The sequence below is a fragment of the Kosakonia sp. S57 genome (genome assembly GCF_016516575.1).
In the GTDB taxonomy this organism is placed as follows: domain Bacteria; phylum Pseudomonadota; class Gammaproteobacteria; order Enterobacterales; family Enterobacteriaceae; genus Kosakonia; species Kosakonia cowanii.
This window is the reverse complement of record NZ_JACVUL010000005.1, coordinates 80273-99346: the sequence shown is the minus strand read 5'-3', so window position 1 is coordinate 99346 and position 19074 is coordinate 80273. Positions and strand designations below refer to the sequence as shown.

19 protein-coding genes are annotated in these 19074 nt (G+C 50.1%); 7 read left to right on the top strand and 12 right to left on the bottom strand.

Annotated features, from left to right (window positions below; genetic code table 11):
* Nucleotides 1-21 precede the first annotated feature (21 nt).
* The 7 genes from hisD to hisIE are packed head-to-tail and all read left to right on the top strand — an operon-like array spanning nt 22 to nt 6138.
* Nucleotides 22-1326: a histidinol dehydrogenase gene (gene hisD, locus IAE48_RS06515; protein WP_200133855.1), complete on the top strand. Its 1305-nt coding sequence runs from the start codon at nt 22-24 to the stop codon at nt 1324-1326.
* Nucleotides 1323-2384: a histidinol-phosphate transaminase gene (gene hisC / locus IAE48_RS06510; protein WP_200133854.1), complete on the top strand. Its 1062-nt coding sequence runs from the start codon at nt 1323-1325 to the stop codon at nt 2382-2384. The genes hisD and hisC overlap by 4 nt, the downstream gene beginning before the upstream one ends.
* A complete protein-coding gene (gene hisB, locus IAE48_RS06505) occupies nt 2381-3448 on the top strand; it encodes a bifunctional histidinol-phosphatase/imidazoleglycerol-phosphate dehydratase HisB (protein ID WP_094420912.1) in 1068 nt (355 codons plus the stop codon). The genes hisC and hisB overlap by 4 nt, the downstream gene beginning before the upstream one ends.
* Nucleotides 3448-4038, top strand: coding sequence for an imidazole glycerol phosphate synthase subunit HisH (hisH, locus tag IAE48_RS06500; RefSeq protein ID WP_023479202.1), 591 nt, complete (start codon nt 3448-3450; stop codon nt 4036-4038). The genes hisB and hisH overlap by 1 nt, the downstream gene beginning before the upstream one ends.
* Nucleotides 4038-4775 (top strand): 1-(5-phosphoribosyl)-5-[(5-phosphoribosylamino)methylideneamino]imidazole-4-carboxamide isomerase, encoded by a 738-nt coding sequence (hisA, locus tag IAE48_RS06495; protein WP_023479177.1) that lies wholly within the window; start codon nt 4038-4040, stop codon nt 4773-4775. The genes hisH and hisA overlap by 1 nt, the downstream gene beginning before the upstream one ends.
* Entirely contained in the window at nt 4757-5533 is a 777-nt protein-coding gene (gene hisF / locus IAE48_RS06490; protein ID WP_042711632.1) for an imidazole glycerol phosphate synthase subunit HisF, read from the top strand. Before hisA ends, hisF begins: the two co-directional genes overlap by 19 nt.
* Nucleotides 5527-6138, top strand: coding sequence for a bifunctional phosphoribosyl-AMP cyclohydrolase/phosphoribosyl-ATP diphosphatase HisIE (gene hisIE, locus IAE48_RS06485; RefSeq protein ID WP_200133853.1), 612 nt, complete (start codon nt 5527-5529; stop codon nt 6136-6138). The genes hisF and hisIE overlap by 7 nt, the downstream gene beginning before the upstream one ends.
* Nucleotides 6139-6181: 43 nt before the next feature.
* On the opposite strand, the gene wzzB is transcribed toward hisIE, so the two are convergent.
* The 12 genes from wzzB to rfbC all read right to left on the bottom strand — a co-directional run bounded on the left by wzzB (nt 6182) and on the right by rfbC (nt 19060).
* Nucleotides 6182-7165, bottom strand: a complete 984-nt coding sequence (gene wzzB / locus IAE48_RS06480; RefSeq protein ID WP_200133852.1) for an LPS O-antigen chain length determinant protein WzzB — start codon at nt 7163-7165, stop codon at nt 6182-6184.
* Nucleotides 7166-7382: 217 nt separating this feature from the next.
* Nucleotides 7383-8549 (bottom strand): UDP-glucose 6-dehydrogenase, encoded by a 1167-nt coding sequence (ugd, locus tag IAE48_RS06475; protein ID WP_200133851.1) that lies wholly within the window; start codon nt 8547-8549, stop codon nt 7383-7385.
* Between the two features lie 266 nt (nt 8550-8815).
* Complete coding sequence (gndA, locus tag IAE48_RS06470) at nt 8816-10222, bottom strand: NADP-dependent phosphogluconate dehydrogenase (RefSeq protein ID WP_076770117.1); 1407 nt, start codon at nt 10220-10222, stop codon at nt 8816-8818.
* Nucleotides 10223-10325: 103 nt separating this feature from the next.
* Nucleotides 10326-10724 (bottom strand): WbuC family cupin fold metalloprotein, encoded by a 399-nt coding sequence (locus IAE48_RS06465; protein WP_200133850.1) that lies wholly within the window; start codon nt 10722-10724, stop codon nt 10326-10328.
* Nucleotides 10711-11922 (bottom strand): glycosyltransferase family 4 protein, encoded by a 1212-nt coding sequence (locus IAE48_RS06460; protein WP_200133933.1) that lies wholly within the window; start codon nt 11920-11922, stop codon nt 10711-10713. The genes IAE48_RS06465 and IAE48_RS06460 overlap by 14 nt, the downstream gene beginning before the upstream one ends.
* Entirely contained in the window at nt 11922-13052 is a 1131-nt protein-coding gene (gene wecB / locus IAE48_RS06455) for a non-hydrolyzing UDP-N-acetylglucosamine 2-epimerase (protein ID WP_139568089.1), read from the bottom strand. Before wecB ends, IAE48_RS06460 begins: the two co-directional genes overlap by 1 nt.
* The gene (locus tag IAE48_RS06450) at nt 13052-14155 is read right to left on the bottom strand and encodes a capsular polysaccharide biosynthesis protein CapF (protein ID WP_200133849.1); all 1104 of its coding nucleotides are present in this window, start codon (nt 14153-14155) and stop codon (nt 13052-13054) included. Before IAE48_RS06450 ends, wecB begins: the two co-directional genes overlap by 1 nt.
* A 1-nt stretch (nt 14156) precedes the next feature.
* Entirely contained in the window at nt 14157-15191 is a 1035-nt protein-coding gene (gene fnlA / locus IAE48_RS06445) for a UDP-N-acetylglucosamine 4,6-dehydratase/5-epimerase (protein WP_200133848.1), read from the bottom strand.
* Nucleotide 15192: 1 nt separating this feature from the next.
* A complete protein-coding gene (locus IAE48_RS06440) occupies nt 15193-16386 on the bottom strand; it encodes a glycosyltransferase family 4 protein (RefSeq protein WP_200133847.1) in 1194 nt (397 codons plus the stop codon).
* Nucleotides 16383-17237, bottom strand: a complete 855-nt coding sequence (locus IAE48_RS06435) for a glycosyltransferase family 2 protein (RefSeq protein ID WP_200133846.1) — start codon at nt 17235-17237, stop codon at nt 16383-16385. Before IAE48_RS06435 ends, IAE48_RS06440 begins: the two co-directional genes overlap by 4 nt.
* Nucleotides 17221-18495, bottom strand: coding sequence for a hypothetical protein (locus IAE48_RS06430; RefSeq protein ID WP_200133845.1), 1275 nt, complete (start codon nt 18493-18495; stop codon nt 17221-17223). The genes IAE48_RS06435 and IAE48_RS06430 overlap by 17 nt, the downstream gene beginning before the upstream one ends.
* Before the next feature lie 13 nt (nt 18496-18508).
* A complete protein-coding gene (rfbC, locus tag IAE48_RS06425; RefSeq protein ID WP_139568095.1) occupies nt 18509-19060 on the bottom strand; it encodes a dTDP-4-dehydrorhamnose 3,5-epimerase in 552 nt (183 codons plus the stop codon).
* Between the last annotated feature and the right edge of the window lie 14 nt (nt 19061-19074).

Here is a 19074-nt window from a genome sequence, read left to right as displayed (position 1 = left end):
GCCAGATTAAGGAAAAAGAGTATGAGCTTTAACACCATCATCGACTGGAACAGCTGTAGTGAAGAGGAGCAGCGCGCCCTCTTGCTGCGCCCGGCGATCTCAGCCTCCGAAAGCATTACCCGTACGGTCGCAGAGATTATTGAAGAAGTGCGCGCGCGCGGCGATAACGCCCTGCGTGACTTTAGCGCGAAGTTCGACAAAACCCAGGTCGACGCGCTGAAAGTGACCGCACAACAGATTGAAGACGCCAGCGCCCGCCTGGGCGACGAGATCAAACAGGCGATGGCGGTGGCGGTAAAAAACATCGACACCTTCCATACCGCGCAAATTCTGCCAACCGTGGATGTGGAAACGCTGCCTGGCGTGCGCTGCCAGCAGGTAACCCGCCCGATTGACTCGGTGGGGCTCTATATTCCCGGCGGCTCCGCGCCGCTCTTCTCGACGGTATTAATGCTGGCAACCCCGGCGCGCATCGCAGGTTGCCGCAAAGTGGTGCTCTGCTCACCGCCGCCTATCGCCGATGAGATCCTCTACGCCGCGCAGCTGTGTGGCGTGCAGGCGGTTTATCAGGTCGGCGGCGCGCAGGCGATTGCCGCACTCGCCCTTGGCACTGAATCAGTGCCGAAGGTGGATAAAATTTTTGGCCCAGGCAACGCCTTCGTCACCGAAGCTAAACGCCAGGTGAGCCAGCGACTCGATGGCGCGGCAATCGATATGCCGGCCGGTCCCTCCGAAGTGCTGGTAATAGCTGACAGCGGTGCAACACCGGACTTCGTCGCCTCGGATCTGCTGTCGCAGGCGGAGCACGGCCCTGATTCGCAGGTGATCCTGCTGACCCCGGATAGCGAAATGGCATCACGCGTGGCACAGGCCGTTGAGCGCCAGCTCGCCGACCTGCCGCGCGCGGAGACGGCCCGCCAGGCGCTTGCCGCCAGCCGGCTGATTGTGGCGCGCGATTTGCCACAGTGCGTGCAGATCTCAAACCAGTACGGCCCGGAGCACCTGATTATTCAGACCCGCGACGCGCGGTCACTGGTGGAGAGCATTACCAGCGCCGGTTCGGTGTTCCTCGGTGACTGGTCACCAGAGTCGGCGGGTGATTACGCCTCCGGCACTAACCACGTTCTGCCGACCTATGGCTACACCGCGACCTGCTCCAGCCTCGGGCTGGCCGATTTCCAGAAACGCATGACGGTGCAGGAGCTTTCGCGCGAAGGGTTTGCGCAGCTTGCCAGCACCATCGAAACGCTGGCGGCGGCTGAACGCCTGACCGCGCACAAAAACGCCGTTACCCTGCGCGTCAAGGCGCTGAAGGAGCAAGCATGAGCATTGAAGAGCTGGCGCGTAAAAATGTCCGCGAACTGACCCCCTACCAGTCGGCGCGCCGCCTTGGCGGCAAAGGTGATGTCTGGCTGAACGCCAACGAGTTCCCGACCGCAGTCCCGTTCGATTTGTCGCAAAACGCGCTCAACCGCTACCCGGAGTGCCAGCCGAAAGCGGTGATTGATAACTACGCCCAGTATGCGGGCGTGAAGCCGGAGCAGGTGCTGGTAAGCCGCGGCGCTGATGAGGGGATTGAGTTGCTGATCCGCGCCTTCTGCGAGCCGGGCCAGAATGCGGTGCTCTTCTGCCCGCCGACCTACGGCATGTACAGCGTCAGTGCCGAAACCTTCGGTGTCGAGTACCGCACCGTGCTGGCCCGTGAAAACTGGCAGCTGGATCTGCAGGGCATCGCCGATAAACTGGATGGCGTGAAGCTGGTTTACGTGTGCAGCCCCAACAACCCGACCGGGCAGATTATCAACCCGCAGGATCTGCGCAGCCTGCTGGAAATGACCCGTGGTAAAGCGCTGGTTATCGCCGATGAAGCCTATATTGAGTTCTGCCCGCAGGCGACCCTCGCCGGCTGGCTGAGCGAGTATCCGCACCTGGTTATTTTGCGCACCTTATCCAAAGCCTTTGCGCTGGCGGGCCTGCGCTGCGGCTTTACCCTCGCCAATGAAGAGGTGATCGCCCTGCTGATGAAAGTGATTGCCCCCTACCCGCTCTCTACGCCGGTGGCTGATATTGCCGCGCAGGCACTCAGCCCGCAGGGGGTGGCGGCAATGCGTGAGCGCGTGGCGCAGATCGTCGCCGAGCGGGCTTACTTAGTGAACGCGTTGCGCGATATTCCCTGCGTTGAGCAGGTGTTCGACTCCGAAACCAACTATATTCTTGTGCGCATGACCGCCTCGAGCGCGGTGTTTAAATCGCTGTGGGATCAGGGCATTATCCTGAGAGACCAGAACAAGCAACCCTCTTTAAGCGGCTGTCTGCGTATCACTATTGGTACCCGTGAAGAGAGCCAGCGCGTCATTGACGCTTTACGTGCGGAGCAAGTATGAGCCAGAAGTACCTGTTTATTGATCGTGACGGAACACTGATTTCCGAGCCGCCCACCGATTTTCAGGTGGACCGATTTGACAAGCTGGCCTTTGAGCCGCAGGCGATCCCGGTGCTGCTCAAGCTGCAGGCGGCGGGCTATAAACTGGTGATGATCACCAATCAGGATGGCCTGGGCACCAGCAGCTTGCCGCAGGCGGATTTTGACGGCCCGCACAACCTGATGATGCAGATTTTCCAGTCCCAGGGCGTGGAGTTCGAAGAGGTGCTGATCTGCCCGCATCTGCCGAGTGATAACTGCGACTGCCGCAAACCGAAAGTGAAACTGGTCGAGCGCTGGCTGGAAGAGGGTGCGCTGGATCGCGCCAACAGCTACGTCATTGGCGATCGCGCCACCGACATTGAGCTGGCGGACAACATGGCGATTGGCGGCCTGCGCTACAACCGTGAAACCCTGAACTGGGCGATGATTGGCGAACAGCTGACCCGCCGCGACCGCTATGCCCATGTTGTGCGTAACACCAAAGAGACGCAGATTGAGGTCAAGGTGTGGCTCGACCGCGAAGGCGGGAGCAAGATCAACACCGGCGTTGGCTTCTTTGACCATATGCTCGATCAGATCGCCACCCACGGCGGTTTTCGCATGGAGATTGCGGTGAAAGGCGATCTCTATATCGACGATCACCACACCGTTGAAGATACCGGCCTGGCGCTGGGCGAAGCGCTGAAGCTGGCGCTCGGCGACAAGCGCGGCATTAACCGTTTTGGCTTTGTGCTGCCGATGGATGAGTGCCTGGCCCGCTGCGCGATGGATATCTCCGGCCGCCCGCATCTGGAATATAAAGCGGAGTTCACCTATCAGCGCGTCGGCGATCTGAGCACCGAAATGGTGGAGCACTTCTTCCGCTCGCTCTCCTACACCATGGCGCTGACCCTGCACCTGAAGACCAAGGGCAAAAACGATCACCACCGCGTCGAGAGCCTGTTTAAAGCCTTTGGCCGTACGCTGCGTCAGGCGATCCGCGTTGAGGGCGATACCCTTCCCTCTTCAAAAGGAGTGCTGTGATGAATGTGGTGATCCTCGATACCGGCTGCGCCAACCTGCATTCGGTGCAGTCCGCTATTATGCGCCACGGCTATGAGCCGCTGGTCAGCCGCGATCCCGACGTGGTGCTACGCGCCGACAAGCTGTTTCTGCCGGGCGTCGGCACCGCGCAGGCGGCGATGGATCAGCTCCGCGAGCGCGAGCTGATTGAGCTGGTCAAAGCCTGCACCCAGCCGGTGCTGGGCATCTGCCTTGGTATGCAGCTGCTCGGGCGTTTCAGCGAAGAGAATGGCGGCGTCGACCTGCTGGGCATTATTGATGAAGCGGTGCCGAAAATGAACGATGTCGGGCTGCCGCTGCCGCATATGGGCTGGAATCAGGTCTACCCGAAGGCGGGCCATCGTTTGTTCCAGGGCATTGAGGATGGCGCCTACTTTTACTTTGTTCACAGCTACGCAATGCCGGTCAATGCCAGCACCATTGCCCGCTGTGATTATGGCGAGCCGTTTACCGCCGCCGTACAGAGCGACAACTTCTACGGCGTGCAGTTTCACCCGGAGCGCTCCGGGCGCGCGGGCGCGCAGCTGCTGAAAAACTTCCTGGAGATGTGATGATCATTCCCGCTTTAGATTTGATTGATGGCAGCGTGGTGCGCCTGCATCAGGGTGATTATGCCCAGCAACGCGACTACGGCAGCGATCCGCTGCCACGCTTGCAGGAGTATGCCGCTCAGGGCGCGCAGCTGTTACACCTCGTCGATTTGACCGGTGCGAAAGATCCGGCGCGCCGCCAGATCCCCTTGCTGAAAACGCTGGTGGCGGGCGTCACTGTGCCGGTGCAGGTTGGCGGTGGCGTGCGCAGCGAAGAGGATGTTGCCGCCCTGCTCGACGCGGGCGTGGCGCGGGTGGTGATTGGCTCGACGGCGGTGAAATCGCCCGAAACAGTCAAAGGCTGGTTTACCCGTTTCGGCGCCGACAAGCTGGTGCTGGCGCTGGATGTGCGCATTGATGAGCAAGGTACAAAACAGGTGGCGATCAGCGGCTGGCAGGAGAACTCCGGTGTGACGCTGGAAGCGCTGGTTGAGACCTATCTTGCCGTTGGTCTGCGTCATGTGCTGTGCACAGATATTTCCCGCGACGGCACGCTGGCAGGCTCTAATGTGTCGCTGTATGAAGAGATCTGCGCCCGCTGGCCGCAGGTGGCGTTTCAATCCTCCGGCGGCATTGGCGACATTAATGATATCGCCGCGCTGCGCGGGACAGGCGTGGGCGGCGTGATTGTCGGCCGTGCGCTGCTGGAAGGTAAATTTACGGTGAAGGAGGCCATTCAATGCTGGCAAAACGGATAATCCCTTGTCTTGATGTGCGTGATGGCCAGGTGGTGAAAGGCGTGCAGTTTCGCAACCATGAAATCATCGGCGACATTGTGCCGCTGGCAAAACGCTACGCCGAGGAAGGCGCAGATGAGCTGGTGTTTTACGATATCACCGCCTCCAGCGATGGCCGCGTGGTGGATAAAAGCTGGGTGACGCGCGTGGCGGAGGTGATTGATATCCCCTTCTGCGTGGCGGGCGGCATTAAATCGGTTGAGGATGCGGCGCAGATCCTCTCCTTCGGCGCGGACAAAATCTCCATCAACTCACCGGCACTGGCCGATCCTGAGCTGATTACCCGGCTGGCGGACCGATTTGGCGTGCAGTGCATTGTGGTCGGGATTGATACCTGGTTTGATGCCGCAACCGGCAAATATCACGTGAATCAATATACCGGCGATGAGAGCCGCACGCGTGTGACGCAGTGGGAAACCCTCGACTGGGTGCAAGAGGTGCAGAAGCGCGGCGCCGGTGAAATTGTGCTGAATATGATGAACCAGGATGGCGTGCGTAATGGCTACGACCTGGAGCAACTGAAAAAAGTGCGCGAGGTATGCAACGTGCCGCTGATCGCCTCCGGCGGGGCCGGCACGATGGAACACTTCCTTGAAGCCTTCCGCGACGCCGATGTCGACGGCGCGCTGGCGGCCTCGGTGTTCCACAAACAGATTATCAATATTGGTGAATTAAAAGCGTACCTGGCAGGCCAGGGCGTGGAGATCAGGGTATGTTAACAGAGCAACAACTCTCCCAACTGGACTGGGAAAAAACCGACGGACTGCTGCCCGCCGTGGTGCAACACGCGGTCTCCGGCGAAGTGCTGATGCTGGGCTATATGAACAAAGAGGCGCTGGCGAAAACGCAGGAGAGCGGCAAAGTGACCTTCTTCTCGCGCACCAAAGGACGCCTGTGGACCAAAGGCGAAACCTCCGGGCACTTCCTCAATGTGGTAAAGATTGCCGCTGATTGCGACAACGACACACTGCTGGTATTGGTCAATCCGATTGGTCCCACCTGCCATAAAGGCACCTCCAGTTGCTTTGGCGACACCAGCCACCAGTGGCTGTTCCTCTATCAGCTGGAAACGCTGCTGGCTGAGCGTAAGAGCGCCGATCCCGCCAGCTCCTACACCGCCAAACTCTATGCCAGCGGCACGAAGCGTATTGCGCAGAAGGTTGGCGAAGAGGGCGTAGAGACGGCGCTGGCGGCAACGGTGAACGACCGCGCAGAGCTGACTAACGAGGCATCGGATCTGATGTATCACCTGCTGGTGCTGCTACAGGATCAAAATCTCGATTTGACGACGGTGATTGAGAACCTGCGCGCGCGGCATCAATAAGCAGTGGGCATAAAAAAACCGGGCAGTGCCCGGTTTTTCTTTTTTACGCTCGCTGCTTGTGGGTTCGCAGTGCGTTACGGGTCAGCACAACCCCAGAGCCAAGTAAAATGCCGATCAGCACTGCCAGAACAATGGCCAGTGAACGCCGTGGACTGTCGCGGTGAATCGGCAGGGTAGGTTTCATCACATAGCGGTAGGCGTGAATCTCCTGTGGTGTTACCTTCAGCCCCTGCAGATCGAGCAGATTCTTTCTGTCGCGGTAGTAATCATCAGAAAAGACCAGTGGACGCGATGACTCATTTTTAATCATCGATTCCAGCGCAGCACTGCCGAGGAGAAACATGGTGTCTTGCGAAACATTTTCAGTTTGCTGTACCTGCGGCGACTGCACTTTCGACTCTTTAGCCACAGCAAGCGCTTGGGAGATCTGCTTGATTCGCAAATCTTTCTGCTCCTGAGCTACTTTTTCCTGAGTTGCCAGCGATTCAAGCAAATCCGTTTTGCGCGCTTTGGCATTAATGTTCAGGTCGTCAACCAGTTCTTTGGAGATCTGCTGATCAACTTGCTCAATATACTCCGCCAGTTTTTGTTGCGCTTCTCTGGCTGAGGAGGCCTGATAAGTGACTTTGAGTGGCAATGGCTGCCCCTGTACTGCTGAATCAATAGTGAGTTTTTCAGGCTCTTCCTGATTACTAAGCGTTTCTACCAGGGCGGAAAATGCGGTACTAAAGCGGCTGATAACGCGTTGCTGAGTCCCTGTGATATCGAATTTATTATCGTTACTCAACATGCTTATGGCGCTGGTGTAACTGGCGATCTGGCTTGCATCAGGCGAACTGACGACGGCAACTGATGTCCATTTTTCCTTCGCAACAGCGATATAGACCCCAGCAATAACTACGCTGAATACAATAAAGAGGGCAATAATCCATTTACCACGCCAAATTTGCGTTAAAACATCAATTAAATCAATTTGCTCAGCGTCGTTGTTCTGTCGAAAAGACAGGTTATTGTTTTCGTGTGTCATAGCCACCCTAAATGAGAAGCATAAAAAAAAAGTTATAGAGCGCGAGTTTAGCGGTTCGCTTTTTTTTTGCTATAGGAATCCATGTAAATAAATGTTAGCAGGCATTATTTAAGCGCGCTGCCGGATTTATTTCTGTCATTCCTGGATACGATGCATTTTTTACCTTTACCGGTAGAGGGTGACGGCCCGATGGGCCGTCTCTTTGAAGGGTTACAGATTAATCATTATTGAAGAGATCGCGCGTATAGACTTTATCTTCTACGTCCGCCAGTTCGCGCGCCATACGATTGGAGACGATCACATCCGCCTCTTGTTTAAATGCCTCGAGGTCGCGTACCACGCGCGAGTGGAAGAACTCATCTTCCTGCATCACTGGCTCATAGACGATGACCTGCACGCCCTTCGCTTTAATGCGCTTCATAATGCCCTGAATCGACGACGCGCGGAAGTTGTCCGAACCGCTCTTCATCACCAGACGATAGATACCGACCACTTTCGGTTTGCGCGCCAGGATGGAGTCAGCAATAAAGTCTTTGCGCGTGCGGTTAGCATCAACAATCGCCGAAATAATGTTGTTCGGCACCGACTGATAGTTCGCCAGCAGCTGCTTGGTATCTTTAGGCAGGCAGTAGCCGCCGTAACCAAATGAGGGGTTGTTATAGTGGTTTCCGATGCGCGGATCAAGGCAGACGCCCTCAATGATTTGACGCGTGTTCAGGCCAAGGCTCTCGGCATAGCTGTCCAGCTCGTTAAAGTAGGCGACGCGCATTGCCAGATAGGTGTTGGCAAACAACTTGATCGCTTCTGCTTCGGTGGAGTCCGTAAACAGTACCGGAATATCTTGTTTGATAGCGCCTTCCTGCAGCAGTGCCGCAAAGCGCTCGGCGCGTTCTGAGCGCTCGCCAATTACGATACGTGACGGATGCAGGTTGTCGTATAGCGCTCTGCCTTCACGCAGGAATTCTGGCGAGAAAATGACATTATCGATGCCCAGCTTCTCTTTAATCGACTGGGTAAAGCCCACCGGGATGGTCGATTTGATAATCATCACCGCCTGAGGGTTGATGGCGTGAACATCGCAGATCACCGACTCTACGCTGCTGGTATTGAAGTAGTTGGATTTCGGATCGTAATCGGTCGGCGTGGCGATAATCACGTAATCCGCGTTGCGGTAGGCGTCATGCTTATCCGTAGTTGCGCGGAAATTGAGCGGCTTAGTCTGTAAATACTCCTCAATCTCTTTATCCACGATCGGAGAAATTTTCTCATTAAGCATATCCACTTTGGACTGCACAATATCGAGCGCGACGACTTCATGGTTCTGCGCGATTAGGATCCCGTTTGATAACCCAACGTAACCTGTTCCGGAGATTGTTATTTTCATTCGATAAGCAACTTTTGTCAGTGTATGAAACCGGAGGTGACGATCCCATCGCCACCGCTTTAAATCAATAACTGTTGGGGTTTTTACCTCTTCCGTTGAGAGAGTGTCAATAAGACAAACAGCGGCTGCAAAGCGCGCCCTGCCTGAGTTTGTGTGGCTTTATTCCTAAAAATAAATGCCCGATCCCCGTAATTATCGCGGTTTCGATGAAAAAAAGCCCGGTTGCGACAACCGGGCTTGTATAAAACGGACGAATGATTATCAGATTAATCCAGCCATTCCGTATGGAATACGCCGTCTTTATCAGTGCGCTTGTAAGTGTGCGCGCCGAAGTAGTCACGCTGCGCCTGAATCAGGTTCGCCGGCAGCACCGCAGAGCGGTAGCTGTCATAGTAAGCGACTGCCGCAGAGAAAGTCGGTACCGGAATACCGTTCTGTACCGCATAGGCGACAACATCGCGCAGCGCCTGCTGGTAATCATCAGCGATCTGCTTGAAGTAAGGGGCCAGCAGCAGGTTAGCGATAGCCGGGTTTTCTGCATAGGCATCGGTGATTTTCTGCAGGAACTGCGCGCGAATGATGCAGCCCGCGCGGAAGATCTTCGCGATTTCGCCGTAGTTCAGATCCCAGTTGTGCTCGTCAGAGGCGGCACGCAGCTGAGAGAAGCCCTGCGCGTAGGAGACGATTTTGCCCAGATAAAGGGCGCGACGCACTTTCTCAATGAACTCCGCTTTATCACCAGCCGGTTTAGACTGCGGGCCGGAGAGCACTTTAGAGGCCGCAACACGCTGCTCTTTCAGGGAGGAGATGTAACGTGCGAATACCGATTCGGTGATCAGTGACAGAGGTTCGCCGAGATCCAGCGAGCTCTGGCTGGTCCATTTACCGGTACCTTTGTTAGCCGCTTCATCCAGGATCACATCAACCAGGTAAGTGCCCTCTTCATCTTTCTTAGTGAAGATATCTTTGGTGATGTCGATCAGATAGCTGCTCAGCTCGCCTGCATTCCACTCGCTGAAGGTTTTCGCCAGCTCGTCGTTAGAGAGGTTCAGGCCACCTTTCAGCAGAGCGTAGGCTTCTGCGATAAGCTGCATATCGCCATATTCGATACCGTTGTGCACCATTTTGACATAGTGACCGGCACCGTCAGGACCGATATAGGTAACGCACGGCTCGCCATCTTCAGCTACCGCGGCAATTTTGGTCAGGATCGGCGCAACCAGCTCGTAAGCCTCTTTCTGGCCGCCAGGCATGATAGAAGGCCCTTTCAGCGCGCCCTCTTCACCACCGGAGACGCCGGTGCCGATAAAGTTGAAGCCTTCCGCTGAGAGTTCACGGTTACGGCGGATAGTGTCGTGGAAGAAGGTGTTACCGCCATCAATGATGATGTCGCCTTTATCCAGGTACGGCTTCAGGGAATCAATCGCGGCATCGGTACCCGCGCCGGCTTTCACCATCAGCAGAATGCGGCGGGGAGTTTCCAGAGATTCGACAAATTCTTGTACGGTGTAGTAAGGAACCAGCTTTTTGCCTGGGTTCTCGGCAACAACTTCTTCGGTTTTTTCGCGCGAGCGGTTGAAGATAGAAACGGTATAGCCACGGCTTTCGATGTTCAGCGCCAGGTTGCGCCCCATCACGGCCATACCAACAACGCCGATTTGTTGCTTGGACATTACATACTCCTGTCAGGTGTGGTCACCGCGAACTATACGCGGCTTGAATGTGCAAAAGATGTTAACTCAGGATCAGTATAGGTAGATAGCGTAAGATGCGTTTCTAAACGAACGCTTTGGCAAAGGAGGGATCGAAAGGCCCCTCCTTCACTTCCATCATAAGTGCTCGCGGTGATACGCATTTGACGCTGTGTATGTCTCCAGGAGAAAACTCCACCACACTTATTCCAGTATTTTCCCCAACAATAAATTGCTTAACAATCTCACCATCTTTGCCATGCAAGCAGACCTGAAGCTGTCCCTCCATGACAATAAACATTTCCCACTGGTGTGGAAGCTCATGGTAATGAGGTTCAACGTAGCTGCCCTTGGCCAAAGCAATCAGCAGCCGTTGCACTTTCTCCTGATGAGAGTGGTGTAACAATAGATGAGAACGCAGGCGCTCTGATTGCTCGGCTTGTTGGTAGAGCGCCTCAAGTTGGTCACTCTCAATTAATCGCATTGCATGCCTCCAGCCTCGTTTCGATCGTCTGTGCTGCAGATTCTACGGAGAACTGCTCTTGCAACAATCGATTAGCGCCGAGGCCAAATCGGCGGCGCGCATCACTATCCTGAAGCATTAACAGCGCAGACTGGTGAAGTTTGTCATCTTCACCGTTGATATGAATTAATCCCGCATTATTTTGATTCACGATATCGAGCAGATCGTTACCGGCATTCACGCTGCCTAAGATAGGCAACGAATTGACCATGTAACCGAGTAGTTTGCCGGGGAAATTATGCGAGGAGTGTTTTGCAGAAAGCGAAAACAGACCAATATCCACCTCAGCCAAAATAGATTTGAATTCATCCTGGCTGACTGAATCAAGATAGGTGAAATTGGGCAATGCCCAGCTAGCAGCTAGCGAGTTAATTAAACCAACTTCATCACCTTGACCAACAAAGAGGAAATGGGCCTGTGGATATTCCGCCATCCGCCGCGCCAGACGCATCAGATTCGCCATATCCTGCGCATGACCAATATTTCCGCCATAGAAGAAAATAACTTTATCTTCCAGGCCAAGACGCTTACGTAACGACACATATTCCTGAGTTAATATCCCAGGCTTAACAGATGCCCAATTATGCAGAACCTCGCAAGGATAGCATTTGTTTGACATCTGAAAGACTTCGAGATTTTTAATGGACATGAGGCCGATATGGTCTGCCTGCCGGTAAGACGATCTTTCGAACAGACGGAAATAGCGTTCAACCGGAGATCCCGCTTTTAGCATTCCTGCGTCAATTACCCATTGAGGGAACATATCTCTCAACACAAGATAGGCTGGACATTGACAACGAGCTTTAATCTTCTTAACGAGATGCCCCCAAAATATGGAGGGTGAGTAATAAACCACTCCATCAAAAGTCTCTTTTTTGATCCGACTCTTAATGGATTTCCACGCCCGGTAAGACAAGAGCGTTTCATTAATGGCTCGCTTAACTTTACTCACATCCTTCAGTGGCCCACTTTTGAAACGCCATGTATTAACTCCCTGAAAGGTGTCAAATGACACCTCCTTTTGCAGGCTTGTATCAGGGGTAATTACCGTAACATCGTGACCGCGCCGGATAAGTTCCTGAGCTAACTCATGAAACATCTTCGCGCCAACGCGGGTACTTTTGGGCAGGTAATCATCTATGATTAAAGCTAGTTTCATCAATATTCTTTCCAGACGACTCTCTTGACGTAATCTGTATAAGAGTGAACGATTCTGACAACTTTGTCCGACACATTCGGCATGCTGTAATCACTAACCTGTCGCAACAGGCGGGTCTCGCCGCGCGGCTGAGTTGCCAGTACATCCAGCGCCTGCAGAACGCGCTCACACTCCAGCCCAACCATCATTACAGATGCTTCTTCGAACCCTTCAGGACGCTCATGTGCTTCACGGATATTAAGCGCCGGGAAATTCATGATGGAGGATTCTTCAGTGATCGTGCCGCTGTCGGAAAGCACCGCACGCGAGTTTTTCTGCAGATGGTTGTAATCATGGAAACCTAACGGCTTCAGCAGATTGATCAGCGGGTGGAACTCAATCCCCTGCTCGTTAATACGATTACGCGTACGCGGGTGCGTGGAGACGATCACGGGAAGATTATATTTCTCAGCGATAGTATTCAGCGTGGTCGCGAGTTTAATGAGCTGTTTTGGCGAGTCGACGTTCTCTTCACGGTGCGCGCTCACGACAAAGAATTCACCCGGGCGCAGATTCAGACGTGTAAGCACATCAGAACCATCAATTTGCGGCATGTAGTATGAAAGCACTTCAAACATCGGACTGCCGGTTTTAATGATGCGATCCGCCGGGATCCCTTCAGCAAGAAGATATTCACGTGCAATATCGCTGTAGGTCATATTGATGTCAGCAGTGTGGTCAACAATGCGGCGGTTGGTCTCTTCCGGTACACGCTGATCGAAACAGCGATTGCCCGCTTCCATGTGGAAGATTGGCACTTTACGACGCTTGGCAGGGATAGCGGAAATACAGGAGTTGGTATCACCCAACACCAGCATAGCTTCCGGTTTTTCCTTCTCTAAAACTTCATCTACTTTAATGATGACCTGACCAATCGTTTCAGCCGCGTTTTTTCCCGCAGCGTTTAAGAAATAATCTGGTTTGCGTACGCCAAGGTCATTAAAGAAAACTTCATTTAATTCATAATCATAGTTTTGTCCTGTATGGACAATAATATGTTCGCAATGGTCATCCAGTTTAGCCAAAACTCGTGACAAACGGATAATTTCGGGGCGCGTCCCAACCACGGTCATAATTTTTAATTTTTTCATTACAGAGATCTCGCAATAGTATCAGGCTCATCACGATTGAAAATTTCGTTTGCCCAGAGCATGACTATTAAATCATCATCGCCAATATTCGTAACGTCATGGGTCCAACCCGGAACCGTTTCAACGATTTTAAATTCATCAGAAGAAACATTCAGTTCATAACGTTCGCCGGTAATCACATGCTCGAATCGGAAGCAGGCCTGACCACGAATGACCAGGAACTTCTCATTTTTGCTGTGATGATAGTGCCCGCCGCGGGTGATACCGGGGTGCGCGGTGAAGAATGAAAACTGCCCCGCAGAAGGCGTTTTCAACATTTCACAAAAGATCCCACGAGCATCGCCATAAGACGGCACCGTATAGGCAAATTCTTCAGCAGATATATAACTCAACCATGTTGAATATAACGCGCGGGTGAAACCCGTCCCGACTTCTTCAGTGATCAGTGTGGAACGGCTATTCTTAAAGCGGTTAATTAACTCCGCTACCTCGCCAACGGACGTTGAATAAACCGGCGTCACGTCCTTATATCCGCTTTCACTCGCTGCCGTAAGTAATTTAATGGCATGCGTACAAACGTCATCGATATAAACCAGATTTACCGGTGCTGATGGGTCATTGACAACAATGTCGATATTGTTGGCAATATTGTGGCAGAAAGTCGCGACGAAGGAGTTGTAGTTCGGTTTACACCATTTACCGAATACATTTGGATAACGGTAAATGTAATAAGCCGCCCCGCTCTGTGCAGCGTAACGCTCAATCTCTTTTTCTGCCGCAGCTTTACTCTGACCATACGCATTATCCAGTTCTGCCTGAATCGAAGAACTGATCATAATCGGCGTCTTTTTCTGCTTCGCTAACAGAGTATCGACAAGACGCTGCGTCAGATTGCTGTTACCTTCCGCAAACTCTTCAACGTTTTTTGGCCGATTAATGCCCGCCAGATGATAAATGAAATCGGCTTCTTGCAGCCCGCTTTCAAGATCATCTGCGCTTGAAGCGCGATCAATTTTAATAAGGTCAGCGTACCCTGCTTCCTGAAGGCGTAAGCATAGGTTGCGTCCGATGAAACCATCAGCTCCAGTAATCAGGATCTTCATATCAGGCATCCAGCTCGTAGTTTTTACCATCACGCAGTGCACGGATAAACGGCAGCTTCAGCAGCAGCGTTTTCATGCCTTCGACATCGAGTCGCTGTGTATTGTGAGAGTTATAATCGTCCACCGCAGAGATACGGGTATCACCTTGTTCTACGTATTTTCCGTAGTTCAGGTCACGCAGATCAGGCGGTACACGGTAGTAATCACCCATATCAATGGAGGCGATCATCTCTTCACGGCTCAGCAGCGCTTCGTAAAGTTTTTCGCCATGGCGAGTACCAATAACATTGATCGGATGATCGTTAACATTCAACAGCTCTTTCAGAGCAATGGCCAGCGTCTCAATCGTTGCAGCAGGCGCTTTCTGGACGAAAATATCACCGTTGTTACCGTGCTCAAAGGCATAAAGCACCAGATCAACCGCATCTTCCAGCGTCATCATGAAACGCGTCATGTTCGGATCGGTAATCGTCAGCGCTTTGCCCGCTTGAATCAGGTCAACAAACAGAGGAATCACCGAGCCACGAGAAGCCATAACGTTGCCATAACGCGTACCGCAAATCACCGTTTTTGCGCTGTTCACATTACGGGATTTAGCGACCATGACTTTCTCCATCATTGCCTTGGAGATACCCATGGCATTGATAGGATAGACCGCTTTGTCAGTACTGAGGCAAACAACACGTTTCACTTCATTGTTAATAGCGGCTTCAAGTACGTTTTCTGTGCCGAGGACGTTAGTTTTAACGGCCTCCATCGGGTGGAACTCACAGGACGGTACTTGTTTAAGCGCTGCAGCATGATAGATAAAATCAACACCGCGTGTGGCGTTGCTAATACTGTTGTAATCGCGAACATCACCGATGTAGAACTTCAGCTTATTGCTGTTATATTTCTTCCGCATGTCATCTTGTTTTTTTTCATCACGGCTAAAAATTCTTATTTCAGCAATATCTGTATCAAGGAAGCGGCGCAAAACGGCATTTCCAAAAGATCCTGTACCACCCGTGATGAGAAGAGTTTTACCATTAAACATTTCAAGCCTCATTGATAGAATTTAATAAATTACTTACGACTTTCTTAACTTCATGCCTTGCTTTAAATAAAGCATTGGCGTTTTTACCCTTGATGCTCGCTACTTCAGCATTTTCAGCCAGAAACAACATGGAAGTAGCCAGTTCATCCGCATTACCCGCAGAACAGCAAAGCCCTGCATCTGCATTTTGTATTATTTCACCAAAGTCGGTAGTACTTTCAATTGATGCAATAACAGGCAAGCCAAGTTTCATATAGTCGAGGCTTTTGGATGGATACGTTGGCACAGAAACGTTCGGTACCGTAGCAATAATCCCTGCCCGACAAAATGACACCAATTTTAAATAACTTTCGCGTGAGATATGATCCGAATAGATAACCCCACTACCTTCATTATTCGCTTCAGCAATAACCTTATCGGTAAATCTGCCACGCCCAATAACAATGGTTTTTACCTTATTATTCTTTTCATGCGCCAGTCGCGCCGCTTCCAGGATGCATTCTACGCCGCGACCATAATCGATTTGCCCACCGAAAATGAAATATATTGATTCATCATTAATATATGGAAATTCATTTTCAGTCTTATCGAAATTCAAAGTGGGAGGCAGGTCTTCACTCCATATCGGTAATTCAAAGGATTTTTTCGATCTGACACCAAAGTACTCCTCCAAAAACTTACAGTTTTTTGGTGACATACAGCCCACATAATCGAATAAGTTTACTAAAACCTTTTCAAAAATCTTAAGGGCTTTTTCTTTGGTTTTTCCTTTGATCAAGTTAATTTCAACTTGATGTATAGGGAAAAAATCCCAGTATATTAAAAGAGACTTTTTCGAGAAAATTTTACTTAGTAGTATTAAAAACCAGGAAGAAACACAGGGGGAAAACCCTATAACCAGATCATGTCTTTTAAAAACATATTTAGAAGCACACAGGGCAGCATAGACAGATGACCCTATCCATTTCACTATAAAATTAAAAAAACCACCACTATTCATTCCAATAGAGGTCGTGTTGTATATATTGATATTATTTAATTTTAATTTTTGTCTGGTGGATGCTTTTGACCAGTCAATACATACTACATCAACCTCATAGTCCCGACCCTGCAGCTCTTCGGCGAGCTCTCGTGTCAACCATGTGCTATTTTGGGCCAATGGATATTTAGTACAAATGATGAGTATTTTTTTCATTTTCTTCCAAGCTTAATTCCATCCAAAATACCAAATAAACTTTGTTTGTATGAGGCAATTTTGAAATCGTCTAATAGCGCAATAGCCAGTATTCGGTTGCATGCTCCGGTAAGTAAGCGAACTTTATTGTATAAGGGTACATAACTCTGTTTTAACAGGAAAATGGCATTGCGGAAAAAGTAATACCGGCGTATGGGTTTGTATTTCAGCAGTTTGAAGCCAAAAAATTCTTTTGGTGCCTGATCTGAAACTTCATGGTGCATAACAACATCATTCATTTGCAGCACCTTATAGCCTTTGCTTTTAATTCTATAACACCATTCTGTATCAACAAACTCTATAAACAATTCTGGATTGAATTTATTCTCCCGCCAGACATCTATTGGAATACACATACCAGATTGAAGTGTTATGGTTAGCTCTGTGAATTCCTCGCCAGTGGCAATGGCTTTTTGTTGATACTGATATCCTGAACGAGCATCAACAAAACTCGGGGTTAACACGCCCAATTTTTCTTGCCTTTCAGTAAGTCTCACATAATGATCCCAGGTTCTCAATATATAGTTTTCTGGCGGCGAGCTATCCTGATCGAAAGTGAATATTACTCTGACTGTTTGTGGGACTATTTCTGCAATTTCGTTAATCGCTTTCCCTAACCCCAGATTTTCATCAAAGGTGATAACTTCAACCCCCTCGCTTTTGAGCGAATCAATGAGTTCAACACTCATGCCGCCATTATTCGCGATATAAACAACGGTCCCTTCACCGCTAACTTTATTAATTAAGTTTTTAATTTTACTTTCCATTGGGTTGAAGCAAATAACTATAACAGCCCTAACTAATGTATTCATTGTTATACTCATTTTTTAAATAATTCAATTCACCCAGAATAAAGAATGTTAGAGTCACACCGGGGAAAGATAGCATAAACGGGTTTGTAGAGAACATGATCAAGATGGATAGAGAAAATAACAGCCATACCACCTTTTGTGCTGGCAACCGTCTACCGTTGAAAAAGTTAGCAAAGAAATAGGGAATTTGCGCTGCGCTAATTATTATAAAAGAAACGCAACCCACAATGCCTATTTTCATGATTAAAGCCAGTAAGCTCATCTCATAGGTCCATGGTGCAATCACTGAACGAACATGGGTTGCACTTCCGCCGAGCCCGGTGCCAAAAATAGGGTGCGATAAAAATGTGTCTAATATCCATGCTACCTGTTCGAATCTGACACCATCACTTGTGTCGCTTGCAATGCCCAGAAGCACTAAAACATCTGGGTGCACCATGGCACCAGAAACAAGGACAAACAAGACTATCAAAAATGTGATGAGAGAAAATGTTCCAAACCCACCGAGTTTTAGTGACAATGGACATAATTTATAGATGAGCAATCCCAACACAATTAAAATAGGTGATAAGTAGAGTGCACGGGTCCAGGTACTGAAAAGAGCCAGAGCCATAACAAATACCATCACATAATCCCTGAGCCTGCGATCGTGTAATAACTTTTGTAATGACAGATAAAACCCTATAACCAGCAAAGAGCTACTGGGGAGTAATACTCTAAATAAACCATCGGGGGTGTCAGCGATAATAATATTATCGATTGCACCAGCATCCCCTGCAGTTAATATCTTCATTAAAAAGAACTTCACACTGTTAATAGAGGCAGAACCGGAAAGTCCGATAAGCCAAATGGCAATGTGAAAAAAGGCACTTATTATGCACAAAATTAACAACAATCGTCTTATTTTTAGCCAGTTTGTCGAAATATAGTTATTTTGCACAATAAGTGGACATAACATTATTCCAAATAATGAAAGCAGCTCAGTCGTCGCGTACTCTAACTTTACATCATTAAGTAGTGGAACTATTACGCCAAACACTGCGCAAAAAACAATGATAGCGCACAAGTAAACATAGGCACGAGAATTATTTATTGTAATAAGTACCATGCCCAGCAATATTGCATATTCTACTTTCCTTAAAGAAAGCCCTACAATATTGATGCTCCATGCGCCAGAACCCAGCAGAACCACATCGATAAGAAATAAAAAAAGCGAAAATGCAATAAAAAGAGAAGCAAACTTGTTAATTGTTGCCACATTATACCCTTTATCATTTCCTGTTTAGCATTAAATCAGCGAATGTATTTCCCATTTGATCTTTGTGAGATACAACGGGTTCGCAATCTAATGGCCAAGTAATGTTTAGATCCTTATCATTCCAGATGATACAGCCTTCACTCACAGGATTATAAAAGTTGGTTGTTTTATAACAAAACTCAGCTTCGTCGCTCAATGTAAGAAAACCGTGAGCAAAACCTTCTGGTATCCAAAGTTGCTTTTTATTGCTGGCAGACAGCGTTGCCCCAAACCATTGCCCAAAGGTAGTCGAATCAGGCCGTATATCAACGGCAACGTCGTATACTTCTCCGCGGATACATCTCACCAGTTTACCTTGCGCATGAGGTTCATTCTGAAAATGTAGCCCGCGTAAGACTCCTCGTGTCGATTGTGAATGATTATCCTGAACGAAATCTACTTTTTTGCCTGTTGCCTCAATAAACTTTCTTTCATTATAGCTTTCAAAAAAGAAACCACGTTCGTCTTGATAAATTGTAGGTTCGATAACAAACAAACCTTGCAGTTTTGTTTCTTGAATATTCACGAAAACTCCGTTGT

Excerpts from the sequence above, each read along its gene's own strand:
- hisD (WP_200133855.1), top strand. The coding sequence starts at position 22 with ATGAGCTTTAACACCATCATCGACTGGAACAGCTGTAGTGAAGAGGAG.
- hisH (WP_023479202.1), top strand. The coding sequence starts at position 3,448 with ATGAATGTGGTGATCCTCGATACCGGCTGCGCCAACCTGCATTCGGTG.
- ugd (WP_200133851.1), bottom strand. The coding sequence starts at position 8,549 with ATGAAAATAACAATCTCCGGAACAGGTTACGTTGGGTTATCAAACGGG.
- hisC (WP_200133854.1), top strand. The coding sequence starts at position 1,323 with ATGAGCATTGAAGAGCTGGCGCGTAAAAATGTCCGCGAACTGACCCCC.
- wzzB (WP_200133852.1), bottom strand. The coding sequence starts at position 7,165 with ATGACACACGAAAACAATAACCTGTCTTTTCGACAGAACAACGACGCT.
- IAE48_RS06440 (WP_200133847.1), bottom strand. The coding sequence starts at position 16,386 with ATGAAAAAAATACTCATCATTTGTACTAAATATCCATTGGCCCAAAAT.
- hisIE (WP_200133853.1), top strand. The coding sequence starts at position 5,527 with ATGTTAACAGAGCAACAACTCTCCCAACTGGACTGGGAAAAAACCGAC.
- gndA (WP_076770117.1), bottom strand. The coding sequence starts at position 10,222 with ATGTCCAAGCAACAAATCGGCGTTGTTGGTATGGCCGTGATGGGGCGC.
- IAE48_RS06465 (WP_200133850.1), bottom strand. The coding sequence starts at position 10,724 with ATGCGATTAATTGAGAGTGACCAACTTGAGGCGCTCTACCAACAAGCC.
- hisB (WP_094420912.1), top strand. The coding sequence starts at position 2,381 with ATGAGCCAGAAGTACCTGTTTATTGATCGTGACGGAACACTGATTTCC.
- hisF (WP_042711632.1), top strand. The coding sequence starts at position 4,757 with ATGCTGGCAAAACGGATAATCCCTTGTCTTGATGTGCGTGATGGCCAG.
- fnlA (WP_200133848.1), bottom strand. The coding sequence starts at position 15,191 with ATGTTTAATGGTAAAACTCTTCTCATCACGGGTGGTACAGGATCTTTT.
- hisA (WP_023479177.1), top strand. The coding sequence starts at position 4,038 with ATGATCATTCCCGCTTTAGATTTGATTGATGGCAGCGTGGTGCGCCTG.
- IAE48_RS06460 (WP_200133933.1), bottom strand. The coding sequence starts at position 11,922 with ATGAAACTAGCTTTAATCATAGATGATTACCTGCCCAAAAGTACCCGC.
- wecB (WP_139568089.1), bottom strand. The coding sequence starts at position 13,052 with ATGAAAAAATTAAAAATTATGACCGTGGTTGGGACGCGCCCCGAAATT.
- IAE48_RS06435 (WP_200133846.1), bottom strand. The coding sequence starts at position 17,237 with ATGAATACATTAGTTAGGGCTGTTATAGTTATTTGCTTCAACCCAATG.
- IAE48_RS06450 (WP_200133849.1), bottom strand. The coding sequence starts at position 14,155 with ATGAAGATCCTGATTACTGGAGCTGATGGTTTCATCGGACGCAACCTA.